This window comes from Leptospira montravelensis (assembly GCF_004770045.1).
Taxonomy (GTDB): Bacteria; Spirochaetota; Leptospiria; order Leptospirales; family Leptospiraceae; genus Leptospira_A; species Leptospira_A montravelensis.
This window is the reverse complement of sequence record NZ_RQFO01000017.1, coordinates 719,406-739,754: the sequence shown is the minus strand read 5'-3', so window position 1 is coordinate 739,754 and position 20,349 is coordinate 719,406. Positions and strand designations below refer to the sequence as shown.

Here is a 20,349-nt window from a genome sequence, read left to right as displayed (position 1 = left end):
ATGATTCTCCAATCTGACAAACCAAAAGAAGAATGTGCCATATACGGCATCTACAATAGCAAGGAAGCTGCTAATTTTACCTACCTAGGTTTGTACTCGATGCAACACCGTGGCCAGGAGTCCAGTGGGATCGTCACAACAGATGGTTCCCACTTATACCGGTATGCCAATATGGGCCTTGTGGCAAATATCTTCACTCAACCGAAGATTAAAGAGCTCATAGGGGACTCGGCCATTGGTCACAACCGGTATTCCACAACGGGAGCGAGTTTTCTTAGAAATGCCCAGCCCATCCGCGTGGAATCCCACTTAGGACCTGTGGCTCTTGCTCACAATGGAAACCTAGTCAACTCTTGGGACATTCGCAATCGTTTGGAAAGAGACGGATCTATTTTCCAAACTACCATTGATTCTGAAGTGATAGTCCACCTTATGGCAAAAAGCCATAAAACAGATCTTCTGGAAGCACTTTGTGATTCACTGGCTCAGGTTCGTGGCGCTTATTCCTTATTAGTTTTAACTCCCAGATACTTAGTTGCCGTGCGAGATCCGAACGGATTTAGGCCCCTTGTTATGGGAAAACGTTCGGACGGAGCCATTGTATTTGCTTCTGAAACTTGCGCTTTCGATATTACTGATACCGAATACGTAAGAGATGTGGAACCAGGAGAAATGGTTGTCATCGATCATACAGGAATGAGGTCACTTTATCCATTCCCAAAAGCAAAACCAAGTCTTTGTATTTTTGAATATATCTACTTTGCAAGACCTGATTCTTATATTTTTGAAGAATCAGTTTACAAAGTAAGAAAATCTCTCGGCCGTCAGCTTGCACGTGTTATGCCTGTCGAAGCTGACGTGATCATTCCTGTCCCCGATTCTGCAAATATTGCGGCTCTGGGTTATAGTGAAGAGTCAGGGATTCCTTACCAAAGTGGACTCATTCGTTCACATTATATTGGTCGTACTTTCATTGAACCGGACCAAAAGATTCGGGACTTCGGTGCCAAAATCAAATACAATGTAGTGAAAGAAGTAGTGAATGGAAAACGAGTGGTTATCATTGACGACTCGGTGATGCGTGGAACCACAAGTCGTAAAATCATTAAAATGATTCGTAACGCTGGTGCCAAAGAAATCCATTTCCGTGTTTCCGCACCTCCGACAGTAGCACCATGTTATTATGGAATTGATATTCCCACCCACAAAGAACTCATTGCGTCGACTCACACTATTGAAGAAATTCAAAAATACCTTCGTGTGGACTCCCTAGCTTATTTGACATTAGATACAATGCACAAGGCCGTGGAAGGTCATAAAGGTGGGGGTTTTTGTGATGCATGTTTTACATCCAACTACCCGGTAGAATTCCAAGACCATGCGGGAAATCAAAAGTCCTTATTTACGGAATACGCGACGGAAGAGTGATGGAAGAGCTTGAACTTTCCAAAACCTTTGGTTTTGAAGCCGCACATTTTTTACCAAATGTTCCTGAAGGTCATAAGTGCAAAAGAATGCATGGCCACAGTTTTCGTTTTGCAGTGTATCTAAAGGGTGAAATCGATCCACATACAGGATGGATTATGGACTTTGGAGAACTAAAATCTATCGTAAAACCAATCTTAGACGAACATTTGGACCATTATGTTTTGAATGATGTCCCTGGCCTAGAAAATCCAACAAGTGAAAACATTGCAGTATGGCTCTGGAACCAGTTAAAACCTAAACTTCCACTCCTCGATAAAATTACATTGTACGAAACTTGTACTAGTTCCTGTGTGTATAGAGGTCCCAAAAAGTAAATGGTTTCCGCTAAGGATTCCTCTTCACATTCTAAATCTGAGAAAAAAGGAGCCGTTGTACTTCTGTCAGGTGGGCTGGATTCAACAACCTGCCTCTATTTTGCTGCCAAAGAATTTGGTTATCCCAAAAACAAAAAATTACCAATACTAGCACTCTCTTTTGATTATTCGCAAAAACATAAAATTGAACTCATCAAAAGTAAAAAAATAGCAAAACTTCTAGGAATCAAACATGTGATTCAAAAATTGGATCCGGGATTTTTTTTAGGAAGTTCGCTTACAGAGAAAAAAATCAAGGTTAGAAAAAACGCCAAATCACTGTTTAGCGGTATAGAAAAAGAAATTCCAAATACCTATGTGCCCGGACGTAATATTTTATTTTTATCCTTTGCTCTGTCACTGGCTGAAGGTCATGGATATGATTCGATATATATTGGAGTCAACGCCCTAGATTATTCTGGGTATCCCGATTGCCGTCCGGAGTTTATCGAATCCTTCCAAAATATGGCAAATCTCGGGACAAAAAAAGGTGTAAGTGGTGATGGTGATTCGATCCAAATTAAAACGCCTCTGCTTCATTTAAACAAAAAAGAAATTATTGAACTCGGAATCGAAGTAGACGCACCACTCCACCTAACACATTCTTGTTACGATCCTATTAATGGAAAACCTTGCGGAAAATGTGATTCTTGCATTTTGAGGGCAAAGGGATTTTTGGAAGCTGGCATTTTAGATCCAACTTTTTGAATCTATCATTTTTGGAAGTGTTTTATGGAAATACGAAAACTTTTATTTATTATTTTGATTTTAATATGTTTGGATTGTAAACTAACAGATCTCAATAATCCATCTGACACAAAAACCAAAGCATACCTGGAAACAGCCTTGTGGAATTGTGTATTCAGACTAGTTCCATGTTATGAAATTACACAACAAAACAATGGTATTAAACAATGGACAAGGTTGTTAGGTGGCTCATCCTCTGTCTCAACAAATTCTTTTACCTCTGCAACTGATTTTGATGGTAATAACTATATTGCTGGAAAAGTAGATGGAGCACTTCCTGGACAATCGAAAGTTTCTCCAAGTTTTTATACGGACTTATTTCTTGCAAAATATAACACCGTAGGAGATCTCCTGTGGGTTCGACAATTAGGCTCTTCTGGTAATTATACTTCTGATGCGCAGTCGATTCATGTAGATTCTTTTGGTGATATTATTGTGACAGGGCTAACCCAAGGTTCTTTTGGCGAATATACTTCAACAGAATATGGTTTAGTTTTAGTAAAATATTCTCAATCGGGTGAAAAACTTTGGACTAAAGTATTTTATGGAAATTCGGGTTCCATAATTGCTGGAGCAGGAGTCACTTCTGATTTACAAGGGAATATTTATGTTACTGGGTACACTCAGCTAACAAATATTAACGGAGAGATTGCTTCTGGAATTTATAATTTGATTTTATTTAAGTATGATCGTACCGGTAATTTACTATGGACTCGGGTTCTAGCAGAGACTCCAGGTAGTTTAATTTACGGATTCAATATTACATACGATCGTTACTCTAACCAAATTTTTGTTTGTGGTCATGCCACAGGCCCTGGAACATTTTTAGGCCAAACCATTGGAAATACTCAGGAAAGTTTTATCGCTGCTTTTCGCGAGGATGGAGTCAATACTTGGGCAAAAAAAGTGGGCCAAGCGCTGACTACTGTTTATGCGCGTGGAGTTTCTTCGGATCATCGTGGTAACGTTTATTTAACAGGTGAGTTGACTGGTTTACCGATTGATGGCCAAACGTTTTCTGGTACAACAGCTGAAGTACTTATAAAATACAATGTGAGCGGAAACAGGGAATGGACGAAGTTACGAGGTGCCGGATCGGGAAAAACTACTATCTCTCGTGGCGTTTATGCTGATAACGCTGGGAACGTTTACACAACAGGTTGGACTAATGGGAATCTTTCCAATGTAAGTTTGAATGGAACTCAAGATGTTTATTTTTCTAAATACCATTTTAATGGAAACTTAGAATGGACAAGATTGTCAGGTAGCGCCTCAGTAACGTTAGATGGAATGGGTTTGTCTTCAGATCGTTATGGAACCATCTTCCTGACAGGTGGCACAACTGGAAACTTTGATGGCAAAGTAAAAACAGGAACAAAAGATGCCTTTGTCATTAAATATAAATAATTTCTCAATTAAAAACTATATATGCGAATACGATTCTTATTACTGCTGATAATTTTTTGTATATGGCATTGTAAGGTTTTATCGTTTAACCATCCTTCGGATATTAACTCTAAATCATTTTTAAAAACACAGTTACTTCGTTGTTTCTTGTAAGATTGGGATTGCATTGTAGTTCCACAAGACAACCAAGGAATCAAACAATGGACAAAATTTTTCCCAACGGCAAGTGAAACATTAGGATCTGGAGGCACTACAGATTCTGATGGAAATGTATATATCACGGGAAACACCGAAGAACAAATCATAAATGGCGAAACGGCACTCGGCGGAAGAAATACTTTTATCTTTAAGTACAACCGTAACGGGGATTATAATTGGACAAGACTCATTGACAATGGTGGTGTCAGTTCGTATGGACAACAGATTCAATATGATCCTCATTCAAAAAATATTATAATGACTGGGCAAGTCGGTGGTTCTGGAACCTTTATGGGAAATCCATTACCAGGTGGAAGTATGGATTCCTATCTAATTTCTTTAAACACTAATGGTAACATTCAATGGGTTCGACTTCTTGGAATATCTGGCGGGACGACCAGTAAAAGAGCTATGTCTGTTGATAAAAAGGGATCTGTTTATATTACAGGGGATGCTAATTTAGGTATTGATGGTCAAACAAAACTAGGTACTTCCGATGCATTTTTAATGAAGTACCGATAAGAACTAATACAAATACATTGTGTAACATAGAAGTCTTAGGTTTTACACAATGTATTTTATGTTGATTCTAATCAATAACCGACTGTAAATCTTTGTTTTACATATTTTCTTTCTTCGAGTTCATCTACAAAAGCTTTTACTAAGTCTGCCAGTGAGATATGGCTATGTCCATTGGTATCAACTAGAAGGGATTCTTTTGAAAAACGATATTTACCTGTTTTTGGTCCTTCAGGTTCGATAACAGCAGAAGGAGAAAGGAAAGTCCATTCCAAATCATTTTCTGAACGTAAGTGGTTTAGAATTTGTCTGGCACCATCTGCTCCGCCAAAATATTCTTTAGGAAATTCCGGTGTGTCAATGAGCTGCACTCCTGGTTGCACTTCTAATGATCCTGCTCCGCCCATAACAATGATCCGTTTGACTCCCGCTTTTTTTGTAGCACCGAGAATCGATAAAGATCCATTGATCATGTTTTCACGAATATTAAGATCTGTCCATCCTGGGTTATAAGAATCTAAAACTGCATCAGAACCAGAAATGATTTTTGACAATCCATCAGTATCAAAAATATCTCCTTTGACCTTTGTTAAATTCTTGTGTTCTGTTTTTAGTTTAGAAGGATCACGCAAAACAGTTGTCACTTGGTATCCTCTATTCAATGTTTCTTCCAGAGTTTTGTTTCCTATAAACCCTGTTGCTCCAATTAATGTAATTTTCATTTTTTAATCTCCTTTATTGTTATGGTGTAATTTACATTATTACAACTTTAGTTAAAAAAATTTTACTCTTTAAGCTTGTTTTTTATAAAATACCTTTTTTTTCGATTCTGTCTTTTGACGAATCTCCGAACTTACATCGGATAAACTATATTCTGAAAGTTTATCTTCCATTGCTTTTTGCGCTTCATCTAAAATACCCGTTAGAGTGAATTGGATATTTTTTCCAATGGGACAATTCGGATTTGGATGTTCATGCAAAAGAAATAAAGTTTCTTCTTTTTCTGTTGCTTTGTAGATATCGAGCAAATTGATTTCTCTAGCAGGTTTGGACAATGTAGATCCTTTGACACCCCTACGCGAACGAATGATACCTGCTTTTTTTAGTTTTCCAAGTAACAAACGTATGATGGCAGGGTTAGTACCGACTGAACCTGCGATTTCCTCAGAGGAAACTTCTCCATTCATTTCTAAAATCGTCAGAATATGGATGGCTACGGAATATCTACTTGGAATCGACATAAAAACTACTTGTAACCATAGAAGTTACACCTTTATTTTGTGGCAAGTTATTTTTATTTCCGCCATTTACCTGGATTAGAGAAGTTCTTAGTTCGGGCCGGTTTGATATGAAATTTTGAACTATTCATTTTTGGAGTATGGAAACGAGAATTATTGAATTGGAACCTACCAGGTTTGATATCTAATTTTGTTTTAGGAATATATGTTCTTTCTTTTAAGACTGATAGTAATCCACCTAAATCGATCGTTCCGGTAACACCTCCTACTCCTCCGCCACTACCAACTAATTCCTCCTCTTCCTCATCTTCTTCGCCATCATCGTCCACTTCGTCGGTATCTGACTTTTTATTTCCATCGTTCATTGCAATGTCTAAATCGAGAGGTTTGGGTTCAATGTATTTGGATTGGAAAGTAACCTGTGAATAGAAATCTAAAATATTTAATTCAGCTAACTTTTGTAAGGTATCTAAACTAGTGTCATTTGCTAAACTTCTGGATAATATATAAATCTGGCTTTGTGATTTAAAACAAGAAAAAACAAAATACTCTTTTTTAAACAGATCGTTCTCAGGTTCTGGTTTTGCAATTTCTAAAATAAAAGTGTATGTTCCATCCCTATATTCGGGTGTGTATATTTCATGTAGGATCGTTGACTTTGGATAATTTTTCTTAACCTTATCTAAAAGATTTGTTGTGATAAAAGTTTTTAATGTTTTTTCAAGTCCATTCGTTATGATATCTGAATTTATTTTTTCATTCACATTGACGGCTTGAATTTTGTAAAGACCGTGGATAGGGTCATAAAAGCTGACGTTTTTTTTACCATCACGGATGACTGCAAACCTTGTATCCACAGGGATTTGTGTTTTAAAAAGTTCGGAATCAGACAAATACATTCCTCCTGTAACATCGCCGTAAACAGGATTCAAATGTTTGATGGGTAAAGGTTGGCTATGTTTATTTTCTAAAGCTGATATAAATTGGTCTTTTGTATGATCGACAAAACGATAATCTTTATTATAGTTTTCTACTTCATTAAATAAATTAAACGTTGGTAAGAGTAACCAACTGATTAGCCTTCTATATCCAAACTTATAGGTAATGATGGCAGGTTTCAAATCATTTGCTTTTCTTTTATAAACTGTGAAATAATGATTTTCGTAGTTAGCCGTTGGAAGAATGCCCAGAGTAATTAAAAACAGAACGAGGTTGTAATTGTCCTTCTCCCTTTTTAAATAATGAAACTGATAATATGTATCACAAGATTCAAATTCTAAAAAGCTAAGTAAAATATCTTCATCTGTAAAAAAATATGTATCTAAATCCGCAAATTCAGCATACTTGGTTAACGTTTTTTTATATTGAGGTTCCATCGAAAGATTTTGAATTTGTTTAAAGCGATCAAAAGATTTATTTGTGCGAAATGATTTTAACTCATTCAGATAAGGCCAAAACTTTGGAACTCCATAAACATGTTTGATATGTTTTGTATTTTTGTTTTTAAGATTTAAATTGGTTCGAATGTTTTCTATAAATTGGGTATCGATAATAGGATTTAAATTTAATGTAGATTCTTTTGTAGCTCCAACTTCCTGAAACTTGATACTTGAAATAAAACAAGCAGTTCCAGAATCGCCGAATACACTTTCTGTGTTTGCAATTGGTATTTCAGCAGCTTCGTTTTTGGAGACTCGAGTATGATACCAACTCATCTGACAATTAAATAGGAAAAAAAGGATGATAAAAAGGGATTTCATCTGTGGAACTACTAAAAGGTTAGTTGTTCTTATTGAATTGTCAAAACAAAACATTTGTAAGTTCACAGAACAAACATAATACAAATTCTGTTGATGTCATTCTTACAGTAAGGCCGTTAGAATTAAATGAATGAGAATTTTAGCATTGGTTTGAATGGTTTTACTATCTGACAAATCCAAAAAAACCAAAAAGATAGTAGAGTCTGGCCTTCCGCCCACAAAAGAAACCATTTTTAGCGCTTAATTTTGTGAACAAATACCATTGAATCCTGTTTCTTTTATGAATTCAGAACCCTACATGGGTAAAATTCCTGAAAATTTTGTTTCCAAAATGGCCATTTTTTCCATAACTACTACTAGTTTATGGAAATATTTGTTACAGCCGTCACGATTTTCGTCCTAGCGATCTTCGTGGGATTTGAAATCATCACAAAAATCCCTCCCATCCTCCACACCCCTCTTATGTCGGGTTCCAACGCCATTTCCGGCATTACTTTGATTGGTGCGCTTTATGCTGCCGGGATCGAAGAGAGTAATATCACCAAAATTTTGGGCTTATTCTCTGTTATTTTTGCTACGATCAACGTAGTAGGTGGGTTTCTTGTGACTCATAGAATGCTCGGAATGTTTAAAAAGAAGGACGCACCTAAATAATGGAATTAATCAGCATCCTTAATCTTTCTTACCTTGTTGCTTCCATTCTTTTTATTGTTGGAATCAAACAATTGGCTCATCCCAAAACCGCAACCAGAGGAAATTTACTCGGTGCCTTGGGGATGCTCATCGCTGTTGTTGCGACACTCTTCGACAAAGCCATTTTAACTTATGATTGGATCCTTGTTGGTGTTCTGATTGGATCACTCATCGGAATTATTTTAGCAATCAAAATCCAAATGACTGCAATGCCACAACTTGTAGCCATACTCAACGGTTTTGGTGGAATTGCTTCGGTCTTTGTTGCCGGTGCAGCACTCCAACTTTCCATTCCTAAATATGCATTCGCAGTTAACTACCAAGAAATTGTATCCATTGTATTCTCTGCAATTGTTGGTGGAATTACTTTCTCTGGAAGTTTTATCGCCTTCGGTAAGTTACAAGGTTTTATTACAGAAAAAGCAGTTCGTTATCCCGGTGACCAACTTGTTAAAATCTTAGTTGGTCTTACCGCAGTGGGTCTTGGTGTGTATGGATGTTTAGTTCCCACCGATGAATCTATCTACTGGATTTTAAGTGGTGTGAGTTTACTTCTTGGGGTTTTCCTCGTGATTCCAATTGGTGGAGCAGACATGCCAGTGGTAATCTCTCTTCTTAACTCTTACTCAGGGATTGCAGCATCTGCAACAGGATTTGTTCTTAACAATAACGTTCTCATCATTGCTGGATCACTTGTTGGTGCTTCTGGAATTATTCTAACACAAATCATGTGTAAAGCGATGAATCGTAGTTTGACGAATGTACTTTTTGGTGGATTCGGGGCTGTCGCTACAGAAATGAAAGATGATGGCGATTTTTACTCAGGTAAAGTGAAGTCAACAAGTGCTGAAGAAGTCGCAATGTTGTTAGATGTCGCACGAAGTGTAGTGATTGTCCCTGGGTATGGTATGGCTGTAGCGCAAGCACAACATACTGTTCGAGATTTATATCAACTTTTAACTGCACGTGGTATCGATGTTACCTTTGCAATTCATCCAGTGGCAGGTCGTATGCCTGGTCATATGAACGTATTACTTGCAGAAGCAGATATTCCTTATGATCGATTGAAAGAGATGGACGAGATCAATAGTACTTTCGAAAATGTTGATGTTGTGATAGTCAATGGGGCGAATGACGTAACAAACCCTCTTGCAAAAACAGATCCAAAATCACCAATCGCTGGTATGCCGATTTTGGATGTTGGAAATGCAAAGACAGTAGTTGTCATTAAACGTTCCCTTAGTCCTGGATTTGCTGGAGTGCCTAACCCACTCTTCATTGCTGACAACTGTTTGATGTTGTTTGGTGATGGTAAAAAAGCAACTCAAGAGATGATCGCAGCTTTAAAAGAATCTTAGAGCCGGATAATATGAAGAAACAAGTCTATATCGTTGATGACCACCCTCTTGTAGTAGATGCACTACAAAACCTAATTGCTAAATCGGAAGATTTAGAGTGCATCGGGAGTGCGGATAACATTGAAAAATCATTTAATGATATAGAAAAACTGCAACCAAGTTTGGTGTTAATTGATATCCAACTCAAACAAAACCAAAATGGTTTGCAGTTACTCAAACGTCTTAGAACAACTTTTCCTAATATTGCCGTCATCATCATCAGTATGTTGACGGATGATACCTTTGTGGATCGTGCCTTTAAACTCGGCGCTATGGGTTATGTTTTCAAAGAAGACACTACCACACAAATCGTAGAAGCCATTCACACTGTGCTAAAGGGAGATTATTTTGTAAGTTCTTCCCAAGCCACTCGACTGCTTGGACATTTATACAGAGCTTCCCAAAAAGACGAAAAAGATCCCATCGACAGATTGTCCAACCGCGAATTGGAAGTGTTTCTCATGATTGGGGAAGGGATGCCAGTCAAAGAAATTGCGGCCAATATGGGCCTTGCTCCTTCTACCATAGAAACTTTGCGTTCCCGTATTAAATCCAAACTCAGCATTACAGAAAACGAAAAACTAATTCGTGTGGCTGTGGAGTGGAAATACACACAAGCCAAAACAGATATCGTAGTTTCTTAATTCTTTGAACTATAGAATATGAATACTAGAAGATAAATTCAAGTATTCATATATAGCATCCAATAACAGTTAATTAATACCTAAGTTTATAATAGTGATACAATAAATCTTTTCCCTCACGGGAAGAGAGTAACATTCTGTATGCTTCGGCAATTTTAGATTCGTTTTGTGATTGTTTTTGGATAAAATGAAAAAAGTCGTTTGCTCTTTCATCATATCCTAAATTCAAAAGTAAGTTTAAATAAAAACTTTGGTCATATTCATCAGCAAACGGTGAGTAAGCGATTGGGCGAAGTAGGTTTTCCGCATCTTTCCACTTACGAATTTCAAAGTAACACCGTGCGTATATTTTTTTCTCTCTCCAACCTAGGACTCTTTGGTTTTTTAAATAGGTGAGAGATTTTTTTGGATCTTTTTCAATCAAATAGACCACACGGCCCATTAAATGGGAGGCTTGGATATGTTTGGAATCTTGTTCCAAAATGGTGGAAAGTTCCACTTTGGCTTTTTCTGTTTCATTTAGTTCTAAATAAGTTTTTGCTAAAATGAGTTTTGCTTCATTGTAGTTAGCTTTGTATTCTAAAGATTTATTTAAGGATACAATCGCATTGTTATAGTCTTTCAGAATGAAGTAGGCAAGTCCTAAATTGTAATGATAAAAAGGATTGTATGGGGAAATTTGATTGGTTTCGATCCAAGTATCTTTTGCTTCAGCCCAACTATCTTCCTGAGCATAAATCATTCCTAGTAGGAAACTTGCAGCTTCATGGTTTGGTTCTTTTTTAAGAGCTTTGATTAAACTTTCTTTCGCCTCTTGCCATTCCATTCGGGAATACAACAAACTTCCATTTAAATAATCATATTCAGGATAAGTTTTATAAACATCAGATTGAATTTTTTTCCATTCTGTATCCGCTAAAAGGAATTTTCCATAACGTAGTGCATTGATGATATTTCGACTTACTTTTTCTAATTCAATCTTTGCATTGATTTCAATAGTTTCTTTATCATCTGTTTGTGAAAAAATAGGATTTGATAAGAATAACAAAATAAAACAGACGAATAGAATTTGTATTTTAGCTTTCATAAATAGATTCTAACCATTTCAAAATTTTTAAGTGAGCATCGCGAACTAATTTTATTTTTAAATGAGGAAAAACATTAGGAAATTGATTGTTTCCGTTTAATTCAGAAAAAGATCCTAAATAGGGAATTCCTAATTCTTTTTCAGCAAATTGACCCAAAGATTCATGGATAGGTGTGATCCCAATCAAACAAACTTTTTTACCATAACCAAGAGATTCCATCATCGTTTGGCCAAAGTAAGTAAGAACGAATTCAGAAGTTTGAATTTGTTTTAAAAATTCAATATAAGAAACTCGAGGGATATAATCTACTTCCGTATTGACGGAAGGTGTTCCTCCTATGCGGATCACCGAACTTATATTAGTTTTTCCAAGAGAACCATTCGAATTAAGATATTGTAATAGATTGGAATCAATTTGTTCTGATTGTTCTTTTCCTAAATTGCCTGCATACACAAGAATTTTCCCTGGGATGGTGGTTTGGTTCCAATCCAATTCAGAAAGTGGAGAACTAAAATAAGATAAAGGATCTCCCTGATTGATTGGTGCTACAGGATTTGGTAGAAAAAAACTAGAATTGAATTCGTTTGGCAAGTGATGGAGATTATCGATATAAAACAAATGGTTTAAGGGAAATTCAATTTCTCTCATATCCAGAATCTGCGGTATATTTGGAGATTGTAGATCTGGTTTGTCAGAAAGTATTGGATCATATCCATTCATTTCTAAAAATACGGATAATGATTTACATCGCTCCCAATGTCCACTTCCAAAAAGAGAAGGTTCACCATAAACTATTCGCACTTGTTTGGAATCTCGATTTGGTTTAGGTAAAGAAAAAGTAACTTGTTCCACAGAAGCGTTCACCAGAAAAACTTCTGGTTGGTCTTTTGCAAGTTGGATCACTTCTTTGGCACCAAAGTAAGGATCTTTCGTTCCTAACCTTTCCCACAAGGAACAAACCAGTTCATAATCTTTGGATTCATCAACAGTGATTCGAAGAGAACTTGGATTTACATCTGTGAACTGATGGAGATGAGCCGGAGACAAACGAAATTGTTTATGAATTTCAGGATGTTCTTTGATATGAAGAGAAACATGTTCCGTATGACGTTCGAGAGCTTTGCCTTCTAAATCAAACAATAGAGAATTTGCAGAAAAACATTCTACACCCATTCCCAAGGGCAAACCAATCATCGAAAGACTATAATAAGAATCAGAAATATAGGTAATCGCTTCGTACAAATAACGTATAGACTCTAAATCGATAAAGGGATTATCTCCTGTTAGGCGGAAAATATGTTTTGCTTGGAAATGAAGGCAAGCTTTTCGAAATCTATCTCGAACATCCGTTTCTGATCCAACGAAGTATTGGAAGTTTCTTTGTTGAAGAAATGCAATGAGTTCTGTATCCCCTTCAGGAACTAAAAAAACAATCTGCGCTTGGGGAAAAATTGAGGAAAGACGGTTATGAATATGACAAAGAACTGAAGTATTGGATCCTTCTGGGATGGATTTTAAAATCTTTTTTGGAAATCTTGTGGAACCTAGTCTTGCCTGAATAAAGGCAAAACAATCACGCGTTGAAAGTATACCACTCATCACAATTCAAACAAGGGGCAGGAATTTTATCGTGTTCACCATGAAAGCTATGTTTAAAAAAATCTAATCCTTTTTGCCAAATCTGATTCAGTGTTTCTTGGTACAAATTTCCGATGACTTCGTTTTGGTTTTGTTTACAAATAGAAACCTTTCCATCTACGGACAGAGATAAGTCTCGCACCAAATGCCAACAAAAATCTCTATGAATCGGAGTGAGATCACTAACACGACGTTCTGGTAGTTTGTTTGCAAATGTATTGTATTTTTGTAAGATAATATTAATTCCTTTTTTTTCAAAGAAGGTAAAATACGGATCAATCTCTTCTTCCACTTCTTTCATTTTGATCATTTGAACATGTAATGATTGATTAGGAAGTACTTGCGAAAGTAAATCAACCGTATCTAGTACTTTTTCCAATTCTGGTTTTCCATATAAGGATTTATAAACCTCTGGATTTAAACTGGTTACGTTGACGATGACACAAAGTTTTTCTTTATCTGAAGGACTTAAACCTTCTATAAGTGACAACAATGAGCTTGTATTTGTGTAGAGTGCTGTTTCAATGATGAGTTCATTCAGTAAATTTAGTTTTAGAATTTCCAAAACAACATTTTTAAAATCAGGATGGAGAAGGGGTTCTCCATTCCCAGAAAGGCTGATAGTAATCGGAGAAAAAAGTTCTGTATTCAGTTTTGTGATTGTTGATTTTACATCTTCTAAAGAAACAAAACTTCCATCATTGGTTATATCAGAAAACTCTCTTGGACAGAATGTACACTTAAGTTCACAACCTTTGTAAATTTCCCATTCCAAGTAAGAAGGTGCACTGCGAAAAAACTGAGGATTTTCTTTTAATTTGGTAAGGAGGTTGTCGTATGATAAACTTTCTCTCATTGGTAACAAACCTTGGATGAGAGTTAAAGAACGAATCGAAGCCAAACGAAAATCTAATCGAAGTTGGCGAAGGTCAGGTGCTTTATAAAAAATATCCACATCGTATTGGTTGATATTTTTTAGGAAAAACGAATGGATGTCGGTGGTCAGTGTATCGGGTAAGGACGTTAGGAATTCACGAGTTATGATTGTAGGTGTGAGCCCTGACGGTAAGTTTTCTGAATAGGAATATTGGCTAAAAAAGTTTTTATGACGGGTCCACGCTTTTTCGGTGAGGTCCGTATCCAAAAGCGGAGAAATCCCTGTGAAATAAAGAAAACAAACCTCGTCCCAATCGGGATCTTTAAACTTTGACTCTGGCAAAAGTTTTCCTAATTTGAGGAGAAATTCATATTCTTTAGAAACATCTTCGTGAACAATGATTCCTTTTTTTAGGGAAGTAGAATTTAATTTTTCAGAAAGTGAGGTATTGGAATTGATATGAACTGGAATTTCAGGAAAAACTTGAAAGAGACGATTTAAAAACTCTTCCCACAATTCTATTTTAAAATTCTGAACTAAAAATTGAATGGACTTAGGGTCTAAGTAAACAGCCGCAAAACTTGGGTTATATTCCTTTTTATTCATCATCAATCAGTATTGTATTTTTCTTCCGGATTATTGATGTTATGTTCTTTTATATAAATGGGATCAAAGATGGAGATAGAAGTATTTTTTCTTGTATTGGATACCCATTCTTCAAAGGAAGTTTGTTCTTTTTCTCTAAATAAAAATCCTTGAATACCTTTTCTCACAGCATCAAGCGGCGTAGGTCTCATTCCTTCAACAAAAACTAAACAGTATCTTTTGCGATCGTCTCGGAACACTTCAGATATTTTTCCCTGACCACCAACTTGTGCCAATACGGAAGCAGTAGTTGGTTGCGATTTATACAATTCAAAAGTGGGAACCCAATTGACAAGTCCCCCATTCAAACGATATCGAGATTCGTTTCTGGGACCAGAGGCTACTAACTTAAAAAAGGAAGGATCTTTTAAAGATTTATTTCGAATTTCTGTAAGTTCATTGAACACTCTTGATTCTTCATCGATGGATGAATTGGCTGGTGAAAAAACAATCTCTCGAAATTTGAATTCCGAACCTACCTTCGCCTTGTTTTTGTTATACCATGATTGAACTTCTTGTTCCGAAGGTAAGGGAGGACTAACTTTAATTTGTAATAGTTGTCCTTTTTTAATTTGGTAAGGTAAATCTTCTAACCAAACTTCATAAGGTAAGTTAAATTGGACTTGGACTGATTTTTTAAATTGTTCTAAGTCGGTGATTCCTTGTGCTTCCATTCTTTTTTGAATTTCAGCTTCGATACGTTTTTCGTTTACCTGAACGGATTCCTCATCTGCAACATTGTCTACTACAGCTCTATCAATAAGAAAATCGATGACTTGCGAATGTAGAGAACCTTTTTTGCGATAGTTGGGAAAAAAACGAGATAGGTTTTTATAACGTTCGACTCCTTCTTCATAATCCAAACTTGAAATGGACCTTGGTCCAACAATGGCTAAAACGGAATTTAGGGATTCGTAAGAACTTAAACTGATGAGAGGGGTAAAAAAAAGGCTAAAGATAAAAACCGATGCAAAAAATAAAACGAAAACTCGAGCCACTCGTGATCCTTTTTGCATACGGTCGTAAAATTATCCGATGAACGTAGTGTGTAAAGCCTTTACTGCGTCTTCTGCTTGGTTTTGTTTGATGACACAAGAAATTTTAATCTCTGAAGTAGAGATCATTTCAATATTGATGTTTTTTTCCGCAAGGGATTGGAACATCTTCGCTGCCACACCTACGTGAGATTTCATTCCCACACCAACCGCCGATACGATCGAAATATTTTCATCAATTTCTGCTTTTCCATTTCCATGATCTTTTGCATAAGCATCAATGATTGGTTTCGCTGCAGAAATATCTTTTTTAGCAATGGTAAAGGAAATGGTATTGATTCCATCTCTTGGTGAGGATTGAACAATCACATCCACGATTACATCTTTATTCGCTAATTGTGTGAATAACTCTGCTGCAATTCCTGGTTTGTCTTTAACATCGGCAATGGTTACTCGAGCTTGGTCACCTTTGGCAGTCACTCCACTCACTTTCATTTTTTCCATAATTTTGTCCTCACTCATCACTAAAGTTCCCGGTTTGTCGTGGAAACTGGATCTTACGTGGATCACCACGTTATAGTTCATACCTAATTCAACACTTCGAGAGTGAAGGACTCCAGCACCAAGGCTTGCAAGTTCCAACATTTCTTCGTAAGTGATCTGTTTGTGCATCTTTGCAGTAGGAATTTTTCTTGGATCGGCGGTATAAACACCGTCTACATCTGTATATATTTCACATTCATCAGCACCAAGTGCTGCTGCAAGAGCCACGGCAGAAGTATCACTTCCTCCACGTCCCAAGGTGACAATATTTTCGTCTTTATCAATTCCTTGAAAACCCGCAACTATGACCACCTTTCCCTTGTTAAAGGCTTCATCAATGCGAGATCGATCAATCATTTCGATCTTTCCATTGGAGAAGTTTCCATCCGTTAAGATTTTTAATTGGGAACCGGTAAAGGATTGGGCAGGTACTCCAATTTCATTTAAAGCAATGGCAAGAAGAGCGATCGACACTTGTTCGCCTGTCGAAAGCAACATGTCCATTTCTCGTTTGGGAGGATTTTTGGAAATTTGGTCAGCCAAGTCGACAAGTTCGTCAGTAGTATGTCCCATTGCAGAAACAACAACGGCAACTTTCTGACCTTCGTCGTGGTAACGTTTGATACGTTTGGCCACATTTTGGATTTTAGTGGTGTCACCAACGGAGGTTCCACCGTATTTTTGGACAACGATTTTCGATGACATGGGTATATGGACAGGGTGCTACAGGCAAATCGGGAATCAAGTAGAATGAATTTTTTTGCAACCAAACGTAAGTAGGGGACTCCAATAAGTATAGGTTTACTTGCATGAATTCTTCTTCTACCGTTGAGCCAGTTGTCAAAGAACAGGCTCCTTTGCTTTTTTTAATTTTGTTTTTTTTGGTCCAGGCTACCGTCCTTACCATTTTTACCGTTCCCTTTTCTTGGTCCCTAGTTTGGTTAGCTGTTGGATCCTACTTCCTTAGGATGTTTGGAATCACTGCCGCATACCACCGCTATTTTTCCCATGCCTCCTTTAAAACTTCCCGGGTGTTTCAATTCATTTTGGCTTGGATTGGCGCGATGTCCATGCAGAAAGGTCCCCTCTGGTGGGCGGCACACCATAGAAATCACCATAAATACTCAGACACCGAAAAAGACATTCACTCTCCGAGTCGCAAAGGGTTTTGGTACTCCCATATGTTATGGTTTCTAAGAAATGATTATAATGATTACGAAGCAAAACTAATCCCTGACTTTTATAAATATCCTGAGCTTCGTTTTTTAGATCGTTACCATTGGATCGCTCCACTTTCTTATGCCATCTTACTTTACCTAGTCGGTGGTTGGGCTTGGCTTGTTTATGGTTATGCGGTTTCTACTTTCTTTTTGGGACATGCTACCTGGACCATCAATTCGCTTTCCCATGTGTTTGGTTCTGTGCGATATGATTCTAGAGATACCAGCAAAAATAATCTTTGGCTTGCCCTTCTGACCATGGGAGAAGGTTGGCATAACAATCATCATTATTACTGCTCTTCTGCCAACCAAGGTTTCTATTGGTATGAAATAGATATTTCTTATTATATTTTGAAAGTACTCAGTTGGTTTGGAATTGTTTGGGATTTAAAAAAACCACCTAAGAAAGTTTTGGAGGAAGGAATCCTCCGCGACCGTGAACAAAAAGAATCAAAACGTTCGTTACGAGTAAAACAGACAGAAAAGGTAAAAAATAAAGTGGGAGTACTTTCTACTTAAAAGTTTTATACTCCCAATCGTTTGCGAATGTCTGCCGGGATACTTTGGATGGAATCATACTTTTTTTTCTTTCCGCCCGGCAATGACACATAATAAAATCCGTTAATCATTTCTAAAAAATAATCTTCTCCTTTTTCACCCAGAGACCGATTATCCAACTCTTTGACCATTTTTTGGTATTTGGAAGGAAGCAGATTCCAATTCATATAATTGGTAACCACTCCCTGATCGTTAACAGTATAAGCTCCGTCTTGGTGTAGAATTTTAATTCCATTATAATCAAAAATTTCCATCACCTTTAGATTGTTATCTTTTGATTGTTTGGTATCTTTTTTTGGTTTGCCTAAAGTTTGGTTTGTTGGATCATCCAATCCCGTACCAAGTTTCTGTTTTGAATTTAAATGTGTTTCTTTTTTTCTAAGTTTGCCAAAAAGCAGAAGGAAAATGCCAGCAAACGCAAGTGATGCGAATAGGAGGATTTCAGTGGATGATAAATCAAATAAATATCTCCACATAACTACTTAAAACTCGTTCCAATTGCTTTACAAGATCCAGGAACATATCCTTCCGTATTCCAAGTAACACAATCAGTAAGTTCGATGGCTCTAAAACAAAGTTTTAAATCATCTATTTTTACTCTACCGAGCAGTAATGCTCCGGGCAATTTGTTTGTTCCGCAAGAAGAGTTTTTTAATGTATAGGTTTCAAACGTCTTTTGGTTTCCTTCCTGTGCGGTATAAAATAAATCATCTCGATTTTGGATGCAATGGAAAGACAACCCACAAAGAAAGAGGGAGATCCCAATCTTAGAGAAAAACAATTTCATTTTTTAAGTTTGATCCGAGAAATTTCTCTTACAGGAATCGGAAGTTTTCCAAAAGCACTATCTATTTGGACAGTACCATAAATTTCAAATTCTGCATCTTCTCCTCGTTTTGCGGCATCGGAGAGTTGTTTTGCTAACATAAGAAGTTTGGGAAGAATTGACTGTTTTTGTTCTGGAACCAGTTTTAAAACTACCAGTCCTGTTGCATTGGGTTCCACTTCAAGGGGAGTTTCATTTTGAAGTTTCCCAATATATTCTTTTCCCGAAGGAGTCACAAGTTCAATTTCCAAATCAAATTGGTAGATTGAAACCTTGGTACTATTTGGATTCACTACGGAAACTTGGGGATACAAATCCACCAAAGGAATCAGTGGAAAGTTTGGATTTGGTTTTAGATCTATACGAACATCCACCAAATCAAACTGACACGCTTTAAGACTTTCTAAATTCTTTTTTGGTTCACTCAGGCAATGAGTAAAAACAAAGGAAGAAAGAATTAAGAAAAATATAAATAATCTACGGACCAAATACTACCTTCCCTTCGGTCATATGTTGTTTGTAAAATTCCAAACCTTCTTTGTATTCTTCAAATTTGAATCGTTTGTTGATTTTAGTTTGGAAAACAGTTTTTAAAAATTTTTGTGCTTCTTTGGCTTGTTTTTGAAATTCTTCTAAACCAATTTCATAAATCCAAGAAGACAACCAAAACCCTTCCACTTTTTTGTTTTGGAATAAAATGATTCCGGAATTCACAGCAAATGGTTTTTCGGAGAGTGCCCCGTAACAAACCACTTTTGATCCATAGGGCATACATTCGACTAGAGACTGTGCTGTTTCTCCAGCTACCGCATCGATAGCGTATGTGGCATTTAATTTTTTAGATATTTTGAATAAATCCTTTTGGTAGTTGGGAGAAGTGGAGTTTAGAATGTTTTCTGCACCAATTTCTAACAGACTATCTTCTTGTTCCTTTTTTCGCACAACATTGATTAACGGAATGCCACGTTCTTTGCAAAGTCGTACTACCATTTTCCCCAAAGCACTTGCGGCAGCGGTTTGGATCATAGCAGGATGACCTTCTTTGGAACATTTAGATACCATCGCCCAAGCAGTCATCGGGTTTACAAAAAAACTAGATCCTTCATCCAGACTCACACCTTCCACTAACGGTAAACAGTTGTCTTCTGTGGTGATCATGTATTCAGCCCAAGATCCGTCGTTTTGAGGAGCCACGCAGGATACATGCATTCCTACTTTTAATGTTTTGATGGCAGTTCCCACCGCATCGACGGTTCCACTGGCTTCAAATCCAGCAGAGACAGGAGCTTTTTTTTTGAATCCATAAAGTCCACGGATGAACATAAGGTCGGAAGGATTGATCGGAGAAAGGTGGATTTTGATCCTGACTTCGTTTTCCTTAGGTGTTGGAATTTCTTTTTCACGGAGTTCCAATTGTGGTTCGGATTCATCATATTTTAGGATGGTAACTGCTTTCATCTTCTCCCATTCAGTCATTTAAAATCTGCTTGCCAACTCTTTCTTTGAAAGGAAAAA

General features: G+C 37.0%; 22 protein-coding genes. 10 read left to right on the top strand and 12 right to left on the bottom strand.

Annotation, left to right across the window (positions count from 1 at the left end; all coding sequences use genetic code 11):
- The 6 genes from purF to EHQ31_RS18990 all read left to right on the top strand — a co-directional run bounded on the left by purF (nucleotide 1) and on the right by EHQ31_RS18990 (nucleotide 4,715).
- Nucleotides 1-1,428 carry an amidophosphoribosyltransferase gene (purF, locus tag EHQ31_RS17350; protein ID WP_135572407.1) on the top strand — a complete coding sequence of 476 codons (1,428 nt, stop codon included), beginning with the start codon at nucleotides 1-3 and terminating at the stop codon, nucleotides 1,426-1,428.
- Nucleotides 1,428-1,802: a 6-carboxytetrahydropterin synthase QueD gene (gene queD / locus EHQ31_RS17345; RefSeq protein WP_100743536.1), complete on the top strand. Its 375-nt coding sequence runs from the start codon at nucleotides 1,428-1,430 to the stop codon at nucleotides 1,800-1,802. The genes purF and queD overlap by 1 nt, the downstream gene beginning before the upstream one ends.
- Nucleotides 1,803-2,549 carry a 7-cyano-7-deazaguanine synthase QueC gene (gene queC, locus EHQ31_RS17340; protein WP_135572405.1) on the top strand — a complete coding sequence of 249 codons (747 nt, stop codon included), beginning with the start codon at nucleotides 1,803-1,805 and terminating at the stop codon, nucleotides 2,547-2,549.
- A gap of 24 nt (nucleotides 2,550-2,573) precedes the next feature.
- Nucleotides 2,574-3,995, top strand: a complete 1,422-nt coding sequence (locus EHQ31_RS17335; RefSeq protein ID WP_244247458.1) for an SBBP repeat-containing protein — start codon at nucleotides 2,574-2,576, stop codon at nucleotides 3,993-3,995.
- Between the two features lie 307 nt (nucleotides 3,996-4,302).
- Nucleotides 4,303-4,452 carry a hypothetical protein gene (locus EHQ31_RS18995; protein WP_244247457.1) on the top strand — a complete coding sequence of 50 codons (150 nt, stop codon included), beginning with the start codon at nucleotides 4,303-4,305 and terminating at the stop codon, nucleotides 4,450-4,452.
- A complete protein-coding gene (locus tag EHQ31_RS18990; RefSeq protein WP_244247456.1) occupies nucleotides 4,452-4,715 on the top strand; it encodes an SBBP repeat-containing protein in 264 nt (87 codons plus the stop codon). Before EHQ31_RS18995 ends, EHQ31_RS18990 begins: the two co-directional genes overlap by 1 nt.
- Before the next feature lie 71 nt (nucleotides 4,716-4,786).
- Here the strand turns inward: EHQ31_RS18990 and EHQ31_RS17325 are convergent, their stop codons facing one another.
- The 3 genes from EHQ31_RS17325 to EHQ31_RS17315 all read right to left on the bottom strand — a co-directional run bounded on the left by EHQ31_RS17325 (nucleotide 4,787) and on the right by EHQ31_RS17315 (nucleotide 7,665).
- Nucleotides 4,787-5,434 (bottom strand): NAD(P)-dependent oxidoreductase, encoded by a 648-nt coding sequence (locus EHQ31_RS17325; RefSeq protein ID WP_135572403.1) that lies wholly within the window; start codon nucleotides 5,432-5,434, stop codon nucleotides 4,787-4,789.
- 69 nt (nucleotides 5,435-5,503) lie between these two features.
- The gene (locus tag EHQ31_RS17320) at nucleotides 5,504-5,953 is read right to left on the bottom strand and encodes an Rrf2 family transcriptional regulator (RefSeq protein ID WP_135572400.1); all 450 of its coding nucleotides are present in this window, start codon (nucleotides 5,951-5,953) and stop codon (nucleotides 5,504-5,506) included.
- A gap of 53 nt (nucleotides 5,954-6,006) precedes the next feature.
- Complete coding sequence (locus tag EHQ31_RS17315) at nucleotides 6,007-7,665, bottom strand: hypothetical protein (protein ID WP_244247455.1); 1,659 nt, start codon at nucleotides 7,663-7,665, stop codon at nucleotides 6,007-6,009.
- 408 nt (nucleotides 7,666-8,073) lie between these two features.
- Between EHQ31_RS17315 and EHQ31_RS17310 the strand changes: the two genes are divergently transcribed.
- From EHQ31_RS17310 to EHQ31_RS17300, 3 genes are read left to right on the top strand one after another with little or no spacing between them, the layout of a single operon-like run.
- Complete coding sequence (locus EHQ31_RS17310) at nucleotides 8,074-8,364, top strand: NAD(P) transhydrogenase subunit alpha part 2 (protein ID WP_135572396.1); 291 nt, start codon at nucleotides 8,074-8,076, stop codon at nucleotides 8,362-8,364.
- A complete protein-coding gene (locus EHQ31_RS17305) occupies nucleotides 8,364-9,761 on the top strand; it encodes an NAD(P)(+) transhydrogenase (Re/Si-specific) subunit beta (RefSeq protein WP_135572394.1) in 1,398 nt (465 codons plus the stop codon). Before EHQ31_RS17310 ends, EHQ31_RS17305 begins: the two co-directional genes overlap by 1 nt.
- A gap of 11 nt (nucleotides 9,762-9,772) precedes the next feature.
- Nucleotides 9,773-10,444 carry a response regulator transcription factor gene (locus tag EHQ31_RS17300; RefSeq protein ID WP_002977218.1) on the top strand — a complete coding sequence of 224 codons (672 nt, stop codon included), beginning with the start codon at nucleotides 9,773-9,775 and terminating at the stop codon, nucleotides 10,442-10,444.
- Nucleotides 10,445-10,517: 73 nt separating this feature from the next.
- Here the strand turns inward: EHQ31_RS17300 and EHQ31_RS17295 are convergent, their stop codons facing one another.
- Genes EHQ31_RS17295 through EHQ31_RS17275 form a run of 5 tightly spaced genes read right to left on the bottom strand, consistent with a single transcriptional unit; the run spans nucleotide 10,518 to nucleotide 16,935 of the window.
- The gene (locus EHQ31_RS17295; RefSeq protein ID WP_135572392.1) at nucleotides 10,518-11,531 is read right to left on the bottom strand and encodes a tetratricopeptide repeat protein; all 1,014 of its coding nucleotides are present in this window, start codon (nucleotides 11,529-11,531) and stop codon (nucleotides 10,518-10,520) included.
- A complete protein-coding gene (locus EHQ31_RS17290; protein WP_135572390.1) occupies nucleotides 11,521-13,131 on the bottom strand; it encodes a cytidylyltransferase domain-containing protein in 1,611 nt (536 codons plus the stop codon). Before EHQ31_RS17290 ends, EHQ31_RS17295 begins: the two co-directional genes overlap by 11 nt.
- A complete protein-coding gene (locus EHQ31_RS17285) occupies nucleotides 13,106-14,656 on the bottom strand; it encodes a spiro-SPASM protein (protein ID WP_135572388.1) in 1,551 nt (516 codons plus the stop codon). The genes EHQ31_RS17290 and EHQ31_RS17285 overlap by 26 nt, the downstream gene beginning before the upstream one ends.
- The gene (locus tag EHQ31_RS17280; protein WP_135572386.1) at nucleotides 14,656-15,708 is read right to left on the bottom strand and encodes a putative peptidyl-prolyl cis-trans isomerase; all 1,053 of its coding nucleotides are present in this window, start codon (nucleotides 15,706-15,708) and stop codon (nucleotides 14,656-14,658) included. The genes EHQ31_RS17285 and EHQ31_RS17280 overlap by 1 nt, the downstream gene beginning before the upstream one ends.
- Nucleotides 15,709-15,720: 12 nt before the next feature.
- Nucleotides 15,721-16,935, bottom strand: coding sequence for an aspartate kinase (locus tag EHQ31_RS17275; protein ID WP_004786328.1), 1,215 nt, complete (start codon nucleotides 16,933-16,935; stop codon nucleotides 15,721-15,723).
- 104 nt (nucleotides 16,936-17,039) lie between these two features.
- On the opposite strand from EHQ31_RS17275, the gene EHQ31_RS17270 reads away from it, so the two are divergent.
- Nucleotides 17,040-17,969: an acyl-CoA desaturase gene (locus tag EHQ31_RS17270; protein WP_135572384.1), complete on the top strand. Its 930-nt coding sequence runs from the start codon at nucleotides 17,040-17,042 to the stop codon at nucleotides 17,967-17,969.
- Nucleotides 17,970-17,974: 5 nt separating this feature from the next.
- On the opposite strand, the gene EHQ31_RS17265 is transcribed toward EHQ31_RS17270, so the two are convergent.
- Genes EHQ31_RS17265 through EHQ31_RS17250 form a run of 4 tightly spaced genes read right to left on the bottom strand, consistent with a single transcriptional unit; the run spans nucleotide 17,975 to nucleotide 20,310 of the window.
- A complete protein-coding gene (locus tag EHQ31_RS17265) occupies nucleotides 17,975-18,484 on the bottom strand; it encodes a hypothetical protein (protein WP_135572381.1) in 510 nt (169 codons plus the stop codon).
- Between the two features lie 2 nt (nucleotides 18,485-18,486).
- Nucleotides 18,487-18,795: an LIC13255 family lipoprotein gene (locus EHQ31_RS17260; protein ID WP_135572379.1), complete on the bottom strand. Its 309-nt coding sequence runs from the start codon at nucleotides 18,793-18,795 to the stop codon at nucleotides 18,487-18,489.
- Nucleotides 18,792-19,322 (bottom strand): hypothetical protein, encoded by a 531-nt coding sequence (locus EHQ31_RS17255; protein WP_135572377.1) that lies wholly within the window; start codon nucleotides 19,320-19,322, stop codon nucleotides 18,792-18,794. The genes EHQ31_RS17260 and EHQ31_RS17255 overlap by 4 nt, the downstream gene beginning before the upstream one ends.
- The gene (locus EHQ31_RS17250; protein WP_135572375.1) at nucleotides 19,312-20,310 is read right to left on the bottom strand and encodes a zinc-binding dehydrogenase; all 999 of its coding nucleotides are present in this window, start codon (nucleotides 20,308-20,310) and stop codon (nucleotides 19,312-19,314) included. Before EHQ31_RS17250 ends, EHQ31_RS17255 begins: the two co-directional genes overlap by 11 nt.
- Nucleotides 20,311-20,349: the final 39 nt, after the last annotated feature.

What these genes read in the sequence shown, in the direction of transcription:
- EHQ31_RS17270 (WP_135572384.1), top strand. Translation starts at nt 17,040, where the DNA reads ATGAATTCTTCTTCTACCGTTGAGCCAGTTGTCAAAGAACAGGCTCCT.
- EHQ31_RS17315 (WP_244247455.1), bottom strand. Translation starts at nt 7,665, where the DNA reads ATGAGTTGGTATCATACTCGAGTCTCCAAAAACGAAGCTGCTGAAATA.
- EHQ31_RS17250 (WP_135572375.1), bottom strand. Translation starts at nt 20,310, where the DNA reads ATGACTGAATGGGAGAAGATGAAAGCAGTTACCATCCTAAAATATGAT.
- EHQ31_RS17325 (WP_135572403.1), bottom strand. Translation starts at nt 5,434, where the DNA reads ATGAAAATTACATTAATTGGAGCAACAGGGTTTATAGGAAACAAAACT.
- EHQ31_RS17290 (WP_135572390.1), bottom strand. Translation starts at nt 13,131, where the DNA reads ATGAGTGGTATACTTTCAACGCGTGATTGTTTTGCCTTTATTCAGGCA.
- EHQ31_RS17260 (WP_135572379.1), bottom strand. Translation starts at nt 18,795, where the DNA reads ATGAAATTGTTTTTCTCTAAGATTGGGATCTCCCTCTTTCTTTGTGGG.
- EHQ31_RS17265 (WP_135572381.1), bottom strand. Translation starts at nt 18,484, where the DNA reads ATGTGGAGATATTTATTTGATTTATCATCCACTGAAATCCTCCTATTC.
- purF (WP_135572407.1), top strand. Translation starts at nt 1, where the DNA reads ATGATTCTCCAATCTGACAAACCAAAAGAAGAATGTGCCATATACGGC.
- EHQ31_RS18995 (WP_244247457.1), top strand. Translation starts at nt 4,303, where the DNA reads ATGGCGAAACGGCACTCGGCGGAAGAAATACTTTTATCTTTAAGTACA.
- EHQ31_RS18990 (WP_244247456.1), top strand. Translation starts at nt 4,452, where the DNA reads ATGACTGGGCAAGTCGGTGGTTCTGGAACCTTTATGGGAAATCCATTA.
- EHQ31_RS17275 (WP_004786328.1), bottom strand. Translation starts at nt 16,935, where the DNA reads ATGTCATCGAAAATCGTTGTCCAAAAATACGGTGGAACCTCCGTTGGT.
- EHQ31_RS17320 (WP_135572400.1), bottom strand. Translation starts at nt 5,953, where the DNA reads ATGTCGATTCCAAGTAGATATTCCGTAGCCATCCATATTCTGACGATT.
- EHQ31_RS17300 (WP_002977218.1), top strand. Translation starts at nt 9,773, where the DNA reads ATGAAGAAACAAGTCTATATCGTTGATGACCACCCTCTTGTAGTAGAT.
- EHQ31_RS17285 (WP_135572388.1), bottom strand. Translation starts at nt 14,656, where the DNA reads ATGATGAATAAAAAGGAATATAACCCAAGTTTTGCGGCTGTTTACTTA.
- EHQ31_RS17335 (WP_244247458.1), top strand. Translation starts at nt 2,574, where the DNA reads ATGGAAATACGAAAACTTTTATTTATTATTTTGATTTTAATATGTTTG.
- queC (WP_135572405.1), top strand. Translation starts at nt 1,803, where the DNA reads ATGGTTTCCGCTAAGGATTCCTCTTCACATTCTAAATCTGAGAAAAAA.
- EHQ31_RS17305 (WP_135572394.1), top strand. Translation starts at nt 8,364, where the DNA reads ATGGAATTAATCAGCATCCTTAATCTTTCTTACCTTGTTGCTTCCATT.
- queD (WP_100743536.1), top strand. Translation starts at nt 1,428, where the DNA reads ATGGAAGAGCTTGAACTTTCCAAAACCTTTGGTTTTGAAGCCGCACAT.
- EHQ31_RS17280 (WP_135572386.1), bottom strand. Translation starts at nt 15,708, where the DNA reads ATGCAAAAAGGATCACGAGTGGCTCGAGTTTTCGTTTTATTTTTTGCA.
- EHQ31_RS17310 (WP_135572396.1), top strand. Translation starts at nt 8,074, where the DNA reads ATGGAAATATTTGTTACAGCCGTCACGATTTTCGTCCTAGCGATCTTC.
- EHQ31_RS17295 (WP_135572392.1), bottom strand. Translation starts at nt 11,531, where the DNA reads ATGAAAGCTAAAATACAAATTCTATTCGTCTGTTTTATTTTGTTATTC.